The organism is Hymenobacter gummosus (genome assembly GCF_003970915.1).
GTDB lineage: Bacteria > Bacteroidota > Bacteroidia > Cytophagales > Hymenobacteraceae > Solirubrum > Solirubrum gummosum.
The window spans coordinates 46,328-61,135 of the sequence record NZ_RXOF01000015.1; the positions used below are offsets into that span (position 1 = coordinate 46,328).

General features: G+C 68.0%; 15 protein-coding genes. 6 read left to right on the forward strand and 9 right to left on the reverse strand.

The genetic code is table 11. From position 1 onward, the window contains the following. Positions 1-55: 55 nt before the first annotated feature. Both EJV47_RS21455 and EJV47_RS21460 read right to left on the reverse strand, forming a co-directional pair. A complete protein-coding gene (locus EJV47_RS21455) occupies positions 56-469 on the reverse strand; it encodes a hypothetical protein (RefSeq protein ID WP_126695265.1) in 414 nt (137 codons plus the stop codon). An 80-nt stretch (positions 470-549) separates the two neighbouring features. After that, complete coding sequence (locus tag EJV47_RS21460; protein ID WP_126695266.1) at positions 550-1,110, reverse strand: hypothetical protein; 561 nt, start codon at positions 1,108-1,110, stop codon at positions 550-552. A gap of 335 nt (positions 1,111-1,445) precedes the next feature. Here EJV47_RS21460 and EJV47_RS21465 point away from each other — a divergent pair, with 335 nt between their 5' ends. Together EJV47_RS21465 and EJV47_RS21470 are read left to right on the forward strand one after the other, a co-directional pair. After that, a complete protein-coding gene (locus tag EJV47_RS21465) occupies positions 1,446-2,930 on the forward strand; it encodes a T9SS type A sorting domain-containing protein (protein WP_165903868.1) in 1,485 nt (494 codons plus the stop codon). Positions 2,931-3,023: 93 nt separating this feature from the next. Beyond that, a complete protein-coding gene (locus tag EJV47_RS21470) occupies positions 3,024-3,791 on the forward strand; it encodes a hypothetical protein (protein WP_126695268.1) in 768 nt (255 codons plus the stop codon). 350 nt (positions 3,792-4,141) lie between these two features. On the opposite strand, the gene EJV47_RS21475 is transcribed toward EJV47_RS21470, so the two are convergent. Further along, complete coding sequence (locus tag EJV47_RS21475; protein ID WP_126695269.1) at positions 4,142-4,879, reverse strand: LytR/AlgR family response regulator transcription factor; 738 nt, start codon at positions 4,877-4,879, stop codon at positions 4,142-4,144. Between the two features lie 360 nt (positions 4,880-5,239). Here EJV47_RS21475 and EJV47_RS21480 point away from each other — a divergent pair, with 360 nt between their 5' ends. Further along, entirely contained in the window at positions 5,240-5,719 is a 480-nt protein-coding gene (locus EJV47_RS21480; protein WP_126695270.1) for a carboxypeptidase regulatory-like domain-containing protein, read from the forward strand. Positions 5,720-5,777: 58 nt separating this feature from the next. Then, positions 5,778-6,176 (forward strand): hypothetical protein, encoded by a 399-nt coding sequence (locus EJV47_RS21485; RefSeq protein WP_126695271.1) that lies wholly within the window; start codon positions 5,778-5,780, stop codon positions 6,174-6,176. A 109-nt stretch (positions 6,177-6,285) separates the two neighbouring features. On the opposite strand, the gene EJV47_RS21490 is transcribed toward EJV47_RS21485, so the two are convergent. The 5 genes from EJV47_RS21490 to EJV47_RS21510 form a co-directional block, all read right to left on the reverse strand. Continuing rightward, positions 6,286-7,002, reverse strand: coding sequence for a YetF domain-containing protein (locus tag EJV47_RS21490; protein ID WP_126695272.1), 717 nt, complete (start codon positions 7,000-7,002; stop codon positions 6,286-6,288). A gap of 96 nt (positions 7,003-7,098) precedes the next feature. Then, positions 7,099-8,427 carry a T9SS type A sorting domain-containing protein gene (locus EJV47_RS21495; protein WP_126695273.1) on the reverse strand — a complete coding sequence of 443 codons (1,329 nt, stop codon included), beginning with the start codon at positions 8,425-8,427 and terminating at the stop codon, positions 7,099-7,101. 87 nt (positions 8,428-8,514) lie between these two features. Then, a complete protein-coding gene (locus tag EJV47_RS21500) occupies positions 8,515-9,468 on the reverse strand; it encodes a pectinesterase family protein (protein ID WP_126695274.1) in 954 nt (317 codons plus the stop codon). After that, positions 9,465-10,256 (reverse strand): rhamnogalacturonan acetylesterase, encoded by a 792-nt coding sequence (locus EJV47_RS21505; RefSeq protein WP_243651257.1) that lies wholly within the window; start codon positions 10,254-10,256, stop codon positions 9,465-9,467. Before EJV47_RS21505 ends, EJV47_RS21500 begins: the two co-directional genes overlap by 4 nt. 268 nt (positions 10,257-10,524) lie before the next feature. Then, positions 10,525-11,298, reverse strand: coding sequence for a rhamnogalacturonan acetylesterase (locus tag EJV47_RS21510; RefSeq protein ID WP_126695275.1), 774 nt, complete (start codon positions 11,296-11,298; stop codon positions 10,525-10,527). A gap of 252 nt (positions 11,299-11,550) precedes the next feature. On the opposite strand from EJV47_RS21510, the gene EJV47_RS21515 reads away from it, so the two are divergent. Then, entirely contained in the window at positions 11,551-11,982 is a 432-nt protein-coding gene (locus tag EJV47_RS21515; protein ID WP_126695276.1) for a hypothetical protein, read from the forward strand. Positions 11,983-12,085: 103 nt separating this feature from the next. Here the strand turns inward: EJV47_RS21515 and EJV47_RS21520 are convergent, their stop codons facing one another. Further along, on the reverse strand, positions 12,086-13,039 hold the full coding sequence (locus EJV47_RS21520) for an aldo/keto reductase (RefSeq protein ID WP_126695277.1): 954 nt from the start codon (positions 13,037-13,039) through the stop codon (positions 12,086-12,088). 162 nt (positions 13,040-13,201) lie between these two features. On the opposite strand from EJV47_RS21520, the gene EJV47_RS21525 reads away from it, so the two are divergent. Continuing rightward, positions 13,202-14,785, forward strand: a complete 1,584-nt coding sequence (locus EJV47_RS21525) for an N-acyl-D-amino-acid deacylase family protein (protein WP_126695278.1) — start codon at positions 13,202-13,204, stop codon at positions 14,783-14,785. The last annotated feature ends 23 nt before the right edge of the window (positions 14,786-14,808 follow it).

Sequence of the window (14,808 nt, forward strand, 5' to 3'; positions counted from 1 at the left end):
GAGCCAGGTGGGGCGTTGGTGTTGCAATAGGCGTACTCGGGTAATGGGATAGGGCTTAAGCGGAGAGGGTGTTGCGGTGCGCCTCGACCTCGGTGATGAGGCGCACGGCCTCGTCGTGGGCGGCCGCCACGTTGAACAGCTCGAACTCCAGCAGCACGCGGTCGTCGCTGCCCTGCGCGTCGGCCTGGTTCAGCAGGGTGTTGCGCTGCCGCGTGTGGCTGCTCAGCTCGTTCTCGACTTTGCGCTTCTCGCGGCCGTCGGGCATGGTGGGCAGGTCGGTTTGCGCGTCGGTGATGCGGCGGTTCAACCGCGTCAGCTCGGCGGCGCGGGCGGCCGGGTCGCCGAAGTTCTGCAGCTCAAATGCCAGGTTGGTCCGGCGGTTGGCGGCCTCGTCGCGCTTCTTGACGAGGACCTTGGTGACCTGTTCGCACTCGGCGCGGGTGGTCAGGTCGGAAATGGAGTACGCCATGATGGAGTTGGGTTAGGATTATTGAAAAGTTTACGGGTAATATAGAGTAGCACGAATAATATTCGCAAGCGTTGGCGGGGTTATTCGCCAAGTTCTTCGCTCAAGGCCTGGGCCTCGGCCAGTAGGCCGGCCACGCGGGCGCGCGGCAGCGCGGTAGGGGTGGGGCCGCTGCGCTCGGCCAGCTCGTGGCGGGCCTGCACCGGCAGCTGCTCCAGCTGCCATTGCTGCTCGCGCAGCTGCCGCTCGGTGAGGGGCGCATCGGGCAGGCGGGCGGCCAGGGCGGCAGGCAGGGCGTCGGCGGCGGCGAGGCGGCGCAGGGCCGGGGCGGCGCGCTGCGGCAGCTCGTGCGTCAGGCGCCACTGCAGGCGCCGGGCCTGCTCCAGGCAGGCGGCGCGGCGGGCCTGCAGCGCGGCCGCGTCGGGCGGGGGCGGGGTGGGCTCGGAGGCCTGCAGCAGCGGGCGCAGGCCGCGCAGGCGGTACAGCGCGGCGGCGGGCAAGGGCTTGGTATCGGCTTCGTCACGGGCAACCTGGGCTTGGCTGACGCCCAGCAGGCGGGCCAGGTCGGCCTGCAGCAGGCCGAAGTACGTGCGCACCGCCGCCGTCAGGCCGCCTTTGGGCGAGGGCGAGGCCGGTTTTTTCATCGGGGAGAGGAGGCTGGTCGGGGGAAGATAATAACCCAATGCCCGACCAGGTCATAAATTTTGAGCGGCCGAAAAATTTATGACCTGGTCGGAGATGGTGCGACGTGGTCATAAATTTTCAGCCCGCCGAAAATTTATGACCTGCTTCGACGCTGGCTTGCGCGTGACGCGGCGTGGCTTGGCGGCCCGAGCCTCGCGGCGCGCCGTAGCCTGAGCTAATCAGCCCGCCGCGCGACGGACCGGGGAGCAGCGCCGGCTGCGCGGGCAGTGGTGGCGGCGCTGACTTGCTTACGGGCTGAAAGATGGCGTCATTACCCAACCGTATGTTGCCCGCTATGCTCCGTTGCCTCTTCGCTTGGATAGTGCTCGGCGCCACTGGTCTGCTGGCCGGCGGCGCTCCACCAGCCTACGCCCAAGCGCCGCGCCTGGTCGTGGACCACTTCTACCCCCACACCGCCCCGCGCTACCCGACGCTGTTCAACGACGCCGTGTTCACCCCGCAGGGGAATGTGCTGGTGGCCGGAGTGCAGAACAACGACCCGCTGCAGCCCTTCCACAACCGCTTTCTGCTGCTCTCACCCACTACCCTCGACACGCTCTGGACCGCTGTAGGCTTGGATATGAATGCAGGGCCGCAACGGCTGGTGACAGGACCGGGCAACCAGTTCACCTTTTGCGGTTTCATTGTCGGCAGCAGTACTCCGTTGGAGTGGGCTTTGCAGATCATCAGCCCGGCCGGGCGGGTACGGCGCACGGTAGCGCTGCCGCAGTCAGGTGCTTGGGGCCGCTATTTCGGGGCGGCCTTGCGTACCCCCGATGGGGGGCTGCTCTGGGCCGGCTCCACGCTAGGGGCCACACCGCGGCGGCGGGCCGAGCTGGTGCGCACCGACAGCGTGGGCACCGTACTCTGGCAACGTGCCCAAGGATGGGACATGAACGATTACCAAATGGACGCGGCCTACACCAACACGGGCACAGTGCTGTTGGCCGGTGTGACGTCTTTATCGGTCACTGCCAATACCTGGTCCGTGCGTCTGTTGGAAGTCAATGCACAAGGTGACTCCATTCGCGGCGTGGTGCTGACGCCCCGTGGGGCGCGCACCGTTGCCCCCCAATACGGCCACCACCGCTTGCTACCGCTGGCCGACGGGGGCTTTGTGCTGCCGGCCGACGGGGACACGACCCTCAACGGGCGGCGCGAGACCCAGCCGTTACTTTGGAAGGTGGACCGGCAGCTGCGCCTGCAGTGGCTGCGAGCCTACCGCGCCTCCGTGGGCCTGCGCTACTTCGGCACGGTGGCGCTGGCCGACGGCTCCATCCTGGTGCTGGCCGCCGGCGGGGTCACCTCCACCTACTACCTGCACCGCTACGACGCGCAGGGGCAGTTCTTAGCCCAATACACCTTCATCACCACTGCCTGCACCAACCCAACGCCGATCAAGCTGCTGGCCGACCCGACGGGGCGCTTCCTCTTCGTGGGCGGGGGCTGCGAGGGCTACAGCGGCGGCGGGGCCTACGCGGCCCTCATCGACCTGGCCGGGCTGCCTTCCGTCGTCACGGCGGCGGCCCCGGCCCGGCCCGCGCCGGCCGAGGCCTTGGCGGTGTACCCCAACCCTGCCCAGCAGCAGGTCGCCGTACGCGTGGCGCGGGCCGGCACCGTGCGCCTGCTCGACGCCGTGGGGCGGGTGGTGCAGCAGCAGGCCGTGCGCGCCGGCCAGAACCGGTTGGAGCTAGCCCACCTGCCCGCTGGCCTCTACGCCTGCCAGCTGGTGCAGGACGGGCGGGTGGTGGCCGTCGAGCGCCTGCAGATTGCCCGCTAACTTGCCCGCCATGCTCCGTTTCGCCTTCTCCTTGCGTTAGCGGAGCGTGGGCTAGCCAGCTGCATATTCTCGCTCCAAGACCGATTCAGCCCCATGAAGTCCACCGTCGGCCTACTAATGGTCGCGCTGCTGAGCGCGGCACCCTCCCTGGCGCAAGAACGGGGGCAGCCTGCCGGTGCAGCCCGCGCCCCGGCCCCGCCGCCCGGCCCCACCGGTTTGGGCCGCTTCGTCATCGGTCAGCCGCTGGCGGCCGTCATCGGGCCGCTGCAGGCCGAGTGGCACACGCGGGTGCGGGCGGTGTCGTCGTGGCTGGATGAGGAGGTGACGTACGGCCGCCCGCTTATCCTGGAGCTGAAAGCCCCCAGCCACGACGCGCTGCACCAGCTGCTGCGCCGCTGCCCCGAGGTGCGCGTGTTCGTCTTGCCCTACTACGAGCTGCCGATGCCTGCCGGCACGCCCGAGCAGCTGGTGAGCGGCCTGTACCTCGTCTTCCACCAAGGCGTGCTAGCCCGCATCTGGTGCGACGACCTGCCGGTGGTGATGCAGGCTTTCCAGAGCGAGGCGTACGGCTTCGGCGCGGGCGTGCGCGACACCATTGCCAGCGCGGAGGTGGTCCGCTGCACCGATTCGGCCAGCGGCCAGCCCCGGACCGTCCGGCAGCTGACCATTGCCACGCGCACCTGGCAGCACGGCGACGTGGTGGCCGTCGGCTGCCAAGCTACCCGGTACTACCCCGGCTTGCGGGAGTGCTTTGGCCGGGCCCAGGATTACGTCCTCATCAAAAGCTGCCGCCTGGATGCCGAGCTGCTGCGCTGCCAGAGCCGCGTGGCAACTGAGCCGTGGCTTAGCGTCTCGCCCTGAGCTTGGGGCCGCACTCGCTCGGCTGCGCCGAGTGAGCCCTACGTGGCCCGGCTACGCCGAGCAGTCGTTCGCGTCGCTTGAACGACGAAACCCGTGCGGTGCGGCGGAGGGCGCCGCGCAGTCGGATGATACCGCCTGGGAAACTAGAAACGCCAGGGCCGCGCCCGGAGCTTCCCGGCGCGGCCCTGGCGCGTGCGGCGGATTCGCGCCGCCCTGGGTATTCTGCCGCGCCACGACGCCCAGGCGGCACGGGCGGATGCTCGGCGCAGCCGAGCTACGTAGGCCTCACTCGGCATAGCCGAGCGAGTGCGGGTGCGAGGGGGGCGGTGAGTCGGGAGCCGTGCGGCCGGCTACAGCCCGCGCAGCTGCTTCATAAACTCCTCGGCGTAGGACTTGCCCACCGGCACCTCGTAGGAGCCCAGCTGCAGCATGTTGTCGTGCACCGAGTCGATGCGGCGGGTATTGACGATGTAGGAGCGGTGCACCCGGCGGAAGTGGGCAAAGGGCAGGCGCTCCTCCAGGGCTTTGAGCGTGATGTAGACGATGTGCTTCTGCGTCTCCGTCACCAGGATGGAGTAGGTCGACATGGCCTCGATGAAGAGCACCTCGTTGAAGTCCAGGCGCACCAGCTTGTTGTTGACCTTCACGAACAGCTCCGAATTCTCGAAGGTGGCCGGGGTGGGGTCGGCGGTGGGGGCGGGGGCGGCGCTGACGCGGTGGGCGCGCACGCGGTCCACGGCCTTGAGGAAGCGCGGGTACTCCACGGGCTTCACCAGGTAGTCGGTCACGCGCAGGTCAAAGGCATCGACGGCGAAGTTGGGGTGGGAGGTAACCAGCACCACGTCGGGGGCGGGCGAGGGCAGCAGCGGCACCAGCTCCAGGCCCGAGAGGTGGGGCATTTCGATATCGAGCAGGAGCACGTCGATGGGCTGCTCGGCCGAGCGCATCAGCGAGAGGGCGGCGCGGGCGTCGGGCAGCGAGGCCACCAGCTCCAGCCCCTCGGTCAGCTCCACGAAGTGTTCCAGGGTAAAGCGGTTGATTTCGTTGTCGTCGACGATGACGCAGCGCAGAACAGGGGGAGCGGACATACTTGCGGGCAATAGGTGGAGAGGAGCGGGGCAGATTGGGGTTGGCACAGTCCCCGCTTCCGTTCGCACAGTGAAACTTCACTGTTAAGCTAAATACAAAGCAGCAACTGTGGGGCGAAGCTAAGTTTGATTCAAGATAAGCGCAGCGCTTTTCGATTACCCACCGCTTTTGCCCGGTGAACCGGGGCCTGCCGCTGGTTGCCGCCCGCGCCGTTCCTGGTCCAGTCCAGTCGGCCCCGGCTGCCACCTGGCCGCTGCTCCGTTCTGCTTACCTACGCCTTGGCCCACGGCGCGGCCGGTTGCCGCCCGCCGCCCCGCTGGGTTTTCTCACACCTCTTTGCCGCTTACACCACACCTACCATGCGCCTTTCTTTACTGCTGACGGCCGCCCTGCTCGGTGCTGCCTCGCTCACCCCCGCCCGGGCCGCAGACGGGGCCCCGGTCAAGGCCGCCCGCCTGAAAACCACGGCCCCGCGCAAGGCGGCCACCCCGCACCGCGCCCCGGCCGCCCCGGCCACGGCCCGCCTGCAGCCCGCCGCGGTGGCTCCTGCCAAGGATGTGCTCAACGCCCACTTCGCCGTGACGGTAGTGGGCACCATCACCAACGCCGACGGCCTGCCGCTGGCCGGGGCCACTATCTGGAAAACCAACACCCGCGAGGTGCTGGCCGTGGCCAATTCCCAGGGCGACTTCACCGTGACCCTGCCCACCAACGCCCCCGTGACGCTGACCTGCGGCTACCAGGGCTACCAGGAGCAGCAGCTCGATTTGCGCCAGCCCCGCCCCCTGAATCAGTTTGTGGTGAACCTGGAGCGCGAAGCCGCCCCCAAGCGCCACTAAGTCATCCGCCTTTTCCGCCCTGCCTTTTTCTGCACACCTACTTCTTCCGCCTACGGTCATGAAACTCTCCCGCCGCCACCTCTTCGCCCTCGTCCTCACCGCCCTGCTGCTGCCGGGCCTGCACTTCACCAGCTTCGGCGCCAACGGCCCCGTGCTGACGCCCGACGCCAAAGCCGCCGCCGACCAGGGCGCCCTCTCGCTCACCCTCTACCTGACCGACGCCCTGCACCTGACGCAGGCCCAGGCCGTGAAAGTGCGCGAGTGCACCCGCCAGGAGCTGCAGCTGCTGGCCGCCTCGCCCACCTCGGGCACCCCCGACGCCACGCTGGAAGTACAGAAGGACTACGAAACCGCCATGGCCGGCATCCTCACGCCGACGCAGTTCACCGCGTTCCGGGCCCTGGAGCGGGGCCCCATCGTCACCTCCACCCTGTCGCGGGTCTTGGCAGCCCGCTAGGCCACCCGTTAGCCGCTGCCGACCGCGCCGGCGCCGTGCACCTACCGGGGTGCTGGCGTCGGCGCGCTGGCGTTTGGGGGCGGATGGGAAAACCGAACGATGCCACGCATCAGGCCACGCGCCGCTTGGTGCAGGCCGGAACCCAGGCGTCGGCGCGGCAGCGGGGGCAGGCGGCCACGAGGCCGCGGGCCAGGGTGCGCACGTGCCCGCACTGGCAGCAGGCGTACTCGCCGGCGTCGGCGGGCTGGCGGCACTGTTGCGCCAGCTGCTCGGGCCAGATGGGCAGGCCCGGGCGCCGCTCCTCGTCCTCGAAAAAGTAGATGCTCACGTTGCCGGTGGCTTCGATGTAGGCCCGGCGCACCTGGCCCAGGTGCTCTACCTGGTGTATGCGCAGCTCCCCGAACAGCTCCTTTTGCGTCAGATTCTGGCGGCGAAAGTTTTCCAGCTGCACCTCACCCTCGTCCACCAGCAGCACCGGGGCGCCTTCCAGCCAGTCGCTGAAGCGCGGGTACCGCTCGGTGAGCCGGTTGAAGAGCAGATACAGCCCCGACACCATCCCGAATACCACCATCACGTGCAGCAGGGGCACGTCGTCGTAGAACATGGCGTCGCCGGCGGCCGAGCCCAGGGCCAGGATGATACTCAGCTCGAAGATGCTCAGCTGCCGCACGCCGCGTCGCCCGGTCACGCGCAGGGCCGCCAGGACGAGCAGGTAGGTAACGACGCAGCGCACGACTATTTCGAGCAGAAACAGGGCGGGGGCGTCTTCCGAGAGCAGGACGCGTTGCCAGTCGAAGGGCTGGATGGTGGCGGCTAGTAAGGGCATTGGACAGGTAGGCGGTGCGGCGGCTGGATACGCAGAAAGCGCAGCCCCGCGGTGTGAGGAGCTGCGCTTTCTACGTACGCGGCGGCCTGTGGCTGCCTATTCTTTCACGAAACGCTGGGTGGCGGTGCCTTCGGCCGCGCGCAGACGCAGGGTGTACACGCCGGCGGGCCAGCGGCTCACGTCCCAGGGCTGGGCTAGCGCGGGGGCCGACAGGCGGCGCCGCTCCACCAGCTGGCCCAGGCCGTTGAGCACCTCCACCGTCAGCGAGCCGCTCAGGGCCGGGGCTGCCAGGTGCAGCTGCTGGCGGGCCGGGTTGGGGTACACGCGCAGCGGCAGCCGGGCGGCGGCGCGGGTGCTCGTCACCAGGCGCGGGCCGAAGTAGAAGGTGTTGACCAGCACCAGGGCGCTGGTGGCGTTGCGGTGGCGGGTGTATTGGGTGCAGTTGAGCGTGCGGCCCTGGGCGTCGTGGTGGTACACGGTGGAGTCGTGGGCGGAGTACACCCAGCGGCCGGGCTGCGTCTGGTGCGGCTCCCGCACCCGCCCGGCCACGCGCTGGCCCTGGGCGTTGTACTCCACATCCCGGTACTGGCGGGGAATCCACACGCCGCCCGACAGGGACTCCGTGGTGGTGCTCACGATGCGGTTGGTGCCATTGGTGAGGTAGCGCACGGTATCCCGGTGGAAGCTGAAGTCATTGAAGTCGTCCACGAGCATGGTTTGCGTGGCGCGCAGCTGCCGGCGGGACCAGTCGTGCCAGCTGTAGCGCTGCACCACGCGCCGCCGCTTCCAGGTGCCGTTGTCGTACTGCTCCTGCACGCTGCTGGCCCACTGGCCGTTCTGCAGGGTGAAGGTGATGCGCTGGTAGGGCGTGCGGGGCTGGCCCGACAGCTCCCGAAACTTGGTGCAGGCCGTAATGACGCCGGCCGCGTCGTAGGTGTACTGGTAGTCAAACACCGCCCCGCCCTCGTCGTCGCGGGTGAGGTTGCCGTGCGCGTCGTAGGCGAAGGAATAGGGGTAGACGGTGGGCGCCGGCTGCCCGTTCGTCCAGTAGTACATCTGCACCTGCGTCAGGCGGCCGTCGGGGGAGTAGGCGCTGATGCGGCCGGTGCGCGGGGCCGCTACCAGCGAATCGGTGTGGTCGACGCGAGTGACCTGCCCGGCGGCGTTGTAGCTAAAGCGGTCCAGCCAGATGTTGCGGGGACTGGTAGGGTTGCCGACGCCGTCGAGGAAAATGCGCATCGACACCCAGCTGGCCCCGTCCGGGTCGAGGTTGTACATTTCCAGCGGATGGCTGCGGAGCGGCACCGGAATGGTGGCGGGCACCTCCAGCGGCTGGTAGGCCGGGTCGAGGGTGGTTTGTTGGGTTTGGGCGGCCGCCACTAGAGGTAGGGCCAGCCCGGTAATCAGGAGTAATGCGTGCTTCATATCCGGTGAAAAAGAATCCGGATAGCGCCGCTGCAATAATGGTGCCTTGGGTAAGTGCTATACCTGCCCCGACCGGCGGCGCGGAGCCTACAGGTCCTGCTGCGGGTTCCAGTTGCGGAACACGTTCTGCAGGGTGTACTGCCGGGCCTCCTGCTCGGTCAGCTGATGGCTCCAGGCCACGCGCTGCTTGGGCTGGTAGCCGGGGCCGCGGTTCTGGTACTCGGCGTAGTAGGCCGTCTGCTTGTTGCTGTCCTGGCCCCAATGGTCCCAGCCCGCCGGCCCGATGACGCTGCCCAGCTCGCAGCGCAGGAACACCGTTTGGGCGTGGGGGCGCCAGGGCCGGCCGAGCAGAAACGAGCCGGCCGGCGCCGGCCCGCCGATGCGGCAGCGGTTGAACACGTAGCCGTAGCGGGCCGAGTCGGGCGTGGAGGCCGCCGTCACGTAGCCGTTGGTCTTGCACACAATGGTGCAGCCCTCGAACCAGGCCGTGCTGGAGCCGAAGATAAAGTCCACCGTGCCCTCGATGTAGCACTCCTGGTAGTACTGGCGCGAGCCGTAGCCGTAGGTGTAGAGCGTGTCCTGAAAGCCCAGGAAGCGGCAGTTTTTGAAGCGCATCTTGTCGCCGGCCACCCACAGGGCCACGGCCTGGCCTACCGGGCCGGAGGTGTTCTGGAAGGTCAGGTTCTCGGCCGTGAAATCGGTGCCGTAGAGGTAGCAGCTGGCCGAGCCCGAGGTGCCCTTCTCCTCCCCGAAGATGTTCTTCTTCTGGTTGTAGTCGTCGTAGGTGAGGATGGTCTGCTCCCGGTCCTCGCCGATGAGGCGCACCAGCTGCTTGGAGCCGGCCAGCACCAGCTTTTCCTTGTAGGTGCCCTTCTTGACGAAAATGGTGGTGACTTTCTTGCGGAAGTCGGGCACGGCGTTGAAGGCTTCCTGCACGGTGCGAAACTGCCCCGAGCCATCCTGGGCCACCACGAAGTCGTAACCGAGGGCGCGGCCGAGCGTGAGCCAGCTCAGGCAGAAGAAAAGGAGAAAATGCTTCACGGGGTGGTGGGTTGGGCGTCTTTGCCGGCCGGGGTAGGCGGCACGGCGTTTTTGGCCGTCGGCTGGGCTAGGTGGTCGGCCAGCCCCAGCAGCTGCTGGGCCTTGATTTCACTGACGACCAGTTGGGCCATCTTGCGCGCCCCCAGCTCCGAGAAGTGCGTGTTGTCCTGGCGGCCGTAGGGGTAGTTCGGATGGTCGCCGGGGGCCAGCTGCAGAAACAGCAGCCTGGAGTTTTCCTCCCCGAACTGCTGCAGCAGCTCCCGGCTCAGCTTGTCGAGGTCGATGAGCGGCACCCGCTCGGCGCGGGCCAGCTCGGCGGTGGCGGCCGAGTAGGCCACGTGGGTTTCCTGCTGGCGGCCGTCCTTGAACTTGCGCCGCGTCACCGGGGTGATGATCACCGGGTAGGCCTTGCGGGCCCGCGTTTCCTGCACGAATTTCAGCAGGTTGCGGCGGTAGTCGGCCGGCGAGGTGTAGCGGTCCGGGTGGGCTTCCGACTCGTCGTTGTGGCCGAACTGCACCAGCACGTAGTCGCCGGGCTGCAGGGCTGCCGCGATGGGCTGCCAGCGGTTTTCGGCCAGGAAGGTGCGGGTGCTGCGCCCGTTCTGGGCGTGGTTGGCCACCACCACCGTCGTGTCGAAAAAGGTGCCCAGCGGCATACCCCAGCCGGTTTCGGGGAAGGTCTGCCGGGTTTTTTGGGCAATGGTGGAGTCGCCGATGAGGTAGATGGTCGTCTTGCGCGGCGGCGTGGGCCCGGTGAAGGCCATCAGCAGCAGGACCACGAGGACCACAGATGAGAACGGATGTTTCAACGGATGAAACGGGTGAGGGTGGGAGGGAAAAAGAACGTCATCCTGAGCAGAGCGAACCGAAGGAAGGCGCAGCCAAGGACCTGCCTCCAACCCTGCACCGGCGCCTAAGTCCAAGCTTCGACGTACTTGCAACAGGGCGTTAACTGCTGAGCTTTGCAGTCGATGCGGTTAAGCGTCAGTACGTTGGTATTTACGGCAGTGCAGGGCTGGAGGAAGGTCCTTCACTGCGTTCAGGATGACCGCCGAATTATTTGGCCTGCGCGTCCACCGTCTTCTTCGATTCGCGCCTGACCACGCGCTCGGCCAGCTCCAGGTTCAGCGTGCGCAGATCGGCCAGCACCAGCTGGGCCATTTTGCGGGCGCCCAGCTCCGAGAAATGGGTGTTGTCGTCGCGGCCGTCGGGGTAGTTCGGATGCTCGCCCGGGGCCAGCTGCACGAACAGCAGCTTGGAGTTTTCGACCCCGAACTGCTGCAGCAGGGCCATGCTGCTCTGGCTCAGGTCGATGAGCGGCACCTGATTTTCGCGGGCTACCCGGCGCACCAGCTCGGCGTACACAGCGTGGGTATCTTCCACCCGGCCCGCGGCGTCGAACTTGCGGCGGGCTACCGGCGTGAGCAGCACCGGCAGGGCCTTTTTGGCGCGCGTCTCCAGCACGAAGCGGCGCAGATTCTGCTGAAACTCGGCTTCGGTGGTGTGGTTTTTCTTGGTCGGCACCTCGTCGTTGTGGCCGAACTGGATGAAGACGTAGTCGCCGGGCCGCAGCGCCTCGTGTACCGACTGCCAGCGGTTTTCGGCGATGAAGCTTTTGGTGCTGCGCCCGTTCTGGGCGCGGTTGTCCACGGTCACCGTCTCGTCGAAGAACACGGCGAAGGGCGTGCCCCAGCCGGTTTCGGGGTAGGCCTTTACTTCCTTGGTCGACATGGTGGAGTCGCCGATGAGGTAGACGCGGACGGGCGCGGGGGCCACAAAGGCGGCCAGCAGCAGGCACAACAAAATCCCGGCTACGAAACGTACACGCATAAGTGCAAGCCGGTGAGCGGGGAAAATACAAGCGCCCGCGACCCCGGCGCGCTGCCCAAAAAGCAACGGCCGGCGCCGGGGCATTTCACTCACCAACCGATAGTTGCGGCTTTCCGGCGGGGTGTGCAAGCCACCCGAATCATTTTTCTGCGCAATCGTTGTCGGGAACGTTGCCAACTTTAGGGCGCAACCCAGGCCCCCCCGGCTTCGTCTGTGCCGGGTGCCGCAGCTTCTCCCTTCGTTTTATTGCTAATGACTACTTCCGCTTCTCCTGCTGCCGCCTCGCTGATTTTCGACAATCCCGCCGGGCGCATCTGGCACCACCCCGAGGGGTTTGTGCGCCTGGAATGGCACCGTGCCCCCGGCAGCGAGTCTCACGTGCGCGACCTGTACAAGGCCACGACGGACGCCCTGGGCCGGTTCGGCTTCACCCGCGTGCTGTCCGACCACCGGCACATGCCGCCCCTCTCGCCGGGCCTGCAGCGCTGGCTGTCCGATACCTGGGTGCCCGAAACCATGCAGGCCACCGGCTACCACCGCGGGGCCGTGATTCAGGCCTTCAACCTGTTCAACCGCATGGCCACCAACCAGATTGTGTCGCAGCTGGCGGGCCTGCCCTTGCACGTAGCCCACTTCGACAACGAGCAGGAGGCCGAGCGGTGGCTGCTCAGCGACCTGCCCTGAGCCGGGCGTCACGGCTGGCTTCGGGGGGCCTGAACGCACTAGCCGCCCCAGCACCGGAAATTCCGGCGCTGGGGCGGCTAGTGGCTTGTGGGCAGCTGGCGGCTTAGTAGCGGCTGGCCTGGTTCAGCTCGGCTACGTCGGCCGAGCTGAGCTGCAGGTGCAGGGCCGGTAACAGCTGCTGCAGCTGCCGGGCGCTGGTAGCCGAGGCAATGGGGGCCGTCAGGCCGGGCTGGGCGCTGATCCAGGCCAGGGCCACCTGGGCGGGCGTGGCCTGGTGGTCGGCGGCCACCGCGTCGAGGGCGGCCAGGATGCGCCGGCCCCGCTCGTTCAGGTACTTCTGCCCGATGCCGGCCCCGCGCACGCTCTGCTGCAAATCGGCCTCCGAGCGGTACTTGCCGGTGAGGAAGCCCGAAGCCAGCCCGTAGTAGGGAATCACGCCCAGCTCAAACGCCTGGGTGACGGGCCGCAGCTGCTGCTCGAAGTCGGCGCGGTTGTAAAGGTTGTACTCGGGCTGCAGGGTTTCGTAGCGGGGCAGGCCGTGCTGCTCGCTGGCCTGCAGGGCCTCGCGCAGGCGCTCGGCCGAAAAGTTGGAGGCCCCGATGGCGCGCACCTTGCCTTCTTTGATGAGCTGGGCGTAGGCTTCGAGCGGCTCCTGCACTGGCACCGCAGGGTCGTCCTTATGCGACTGGTACAAATCGATGTAGTCGGTCTGCAAGCGGCGCAGCGAGCCTTCCACGGCCCGCAGGATGTAGTCTTTCTTCAGCCCCTTGTTCTGGGCGTCGACTTCCCAGCCCACTTTGGTGGCAACGATGACGTCGTCGCGGCGGCCGCGCTGCTTCAGCCACTTGCCGATAAGCGTCTCGGATTCGCCGCCCCGGTGGCCCGGCACCCAGGCGGAGTAGGCGTCGGCCGTGTCGATGGCGTTGCCGCCGCCGGCCACGAAGGCGTCGAGAATCTGGAAGGTGGCAGCTTCGTCGGCCGTCCAGCCGAATACGTTGGTGCCCAAGACGAAGGGCGCGATGCGCAGGCCGGAGCGGCCCAGTTCACGATGTTGCATTGCTTGCGGATCGAGGTGGACAAACAGCTTCCCGCAGGAAGCACAATAAGTTTATAACCGGCCGACGGGCTTGTTGTTGGCGCGGGGCTAAGTTGCCCGGCCAACTCCCACCCGAGCAGGAGGGTTTCGTGCAATCCACCCGCAAATGCGTAACCTGCCGGCATGAAGCTCCCGCTTGCCTGGCTTTTGGGGCTGCTGATGCTGGCTGGCAGCGTCCGCGCCCAGCCCGCGCCCCGCGCCGATTTGCTTATCCGCCACGGCCGCCTCTACGACGGCAGCGGCAACGCCTGGACTTACGGCGACGTGGCCATCCGCCGGGGCCGCATCGTGGCCGTGGGCCGCCTGCCCGCCGACTACCCCGCCGATTCCGTTATCGACGCGCGCGGGCTGGCCGTGGCCCCGGGCTTTATCGACGTGCACACCCACATCGAGGACGACGAAGTGCGCCAGCCCACGGCCGACAACTTCCTCTACGACGGGGTGACGACGGTGGTGACGGGCAACTGCGGCTCCTCGCGCCCCGATTTGCGCCGCTACTTCCGCCAGCTCGACTCCCTGCGTTTGTCGGTGAACGTGGCCTCGCTCGTCGGGCACGGCACGGTGCGCAAGGCGGTGATGGGCCGGGCCCGCCGCGCGCCCACCGAGCCGGAGCTGCAGCGCATGGAGGCGCTGGTCGACAGCGCCATGCGGGCCGGGGCCGTGGGGCTGTCGTCGGGGCTGATTTACGTGCCCGGCACCTACGCCCGCACCCCCGAGCTGGTGCGCCTGGCCCGCGTGGCCGCCCGCCACCACGGCCTCTACGCCACCCACATGCGCAACGAGTCGGACAGCGTGACCCAGGCCATCGAGGAGGCCCTGCAAGTGGGGCGCGAGGCGGGCCTGCCGGTGCAGATTTCGCACCTCAAGCTGGGCGGGCAGCAGAACTGGGGCCGTACGGCCGCGCTGCTGGGGCTGATTGAGGCCGCCCGCCAGGCCGGGCAGGAAGTCACCATCGACCAGTACCCCTACACGGCCAGCTCCACTTCCCTGAGCACCCTGCTGCCCGACGCCGTGCAGGCCGACGGCCGCGACTCGCTGCGCGGGCGCCTGGCCCGACCGGCCGTGCGCGCCGCCACCGAAGCCGCCCTCCGGCAGCGCCTGCAAGCCCGCCGCCTGCGCCACTTTAGCTACGCGGTGGTGGCCAGCTTCCCGCCCGATACCACCCTGAACGGGCTCAGCATCGAGGAAATCAACCGCCGCCGGGGCCGGCCGCACCGGGCCCGCGCCGAGGCCGCCACCATCGTGGATCTGGTGCTGCAGCACGACGCGGGCATGGTGTTTCACGGCATGAGCGAGGCGGACGTGCAGCAGATTATGCGCTACCCGCACAACATGGTGGCCTCCGACGCCAGCATCCGGGTGTGGGGCGCGGGCGTGCCGCACCCGCGCGGCTACGGCTCCAACGCCCGCGTGCTCGGCCGCTACGTGCGCGAGCTGCAGCTGCTGCGCCTGGAAGAAGCCATCCGCCGCATGACCAGCCTGCCCGCCCAGACCTTCGGCCTCAGCGGCCGCGGCCTGCTGCGCCCCGGCATGGTCGCCGATATCGTCGTGTTCGACCCCGCCACGGTGCAGGACCGCTCCACCTTCACGCGGCCGCACCAGTACTCGGTGGGCATGCGCTACGTGCTCGTCAACGGCCGCGTGACGGTGCGCAACGGCCGCCACACCGGCGCGCGGGCCGGGCAGGTGCTGCGCGGGCCGCAGTAGCATAAGCTCGACGTAGTCAAGCA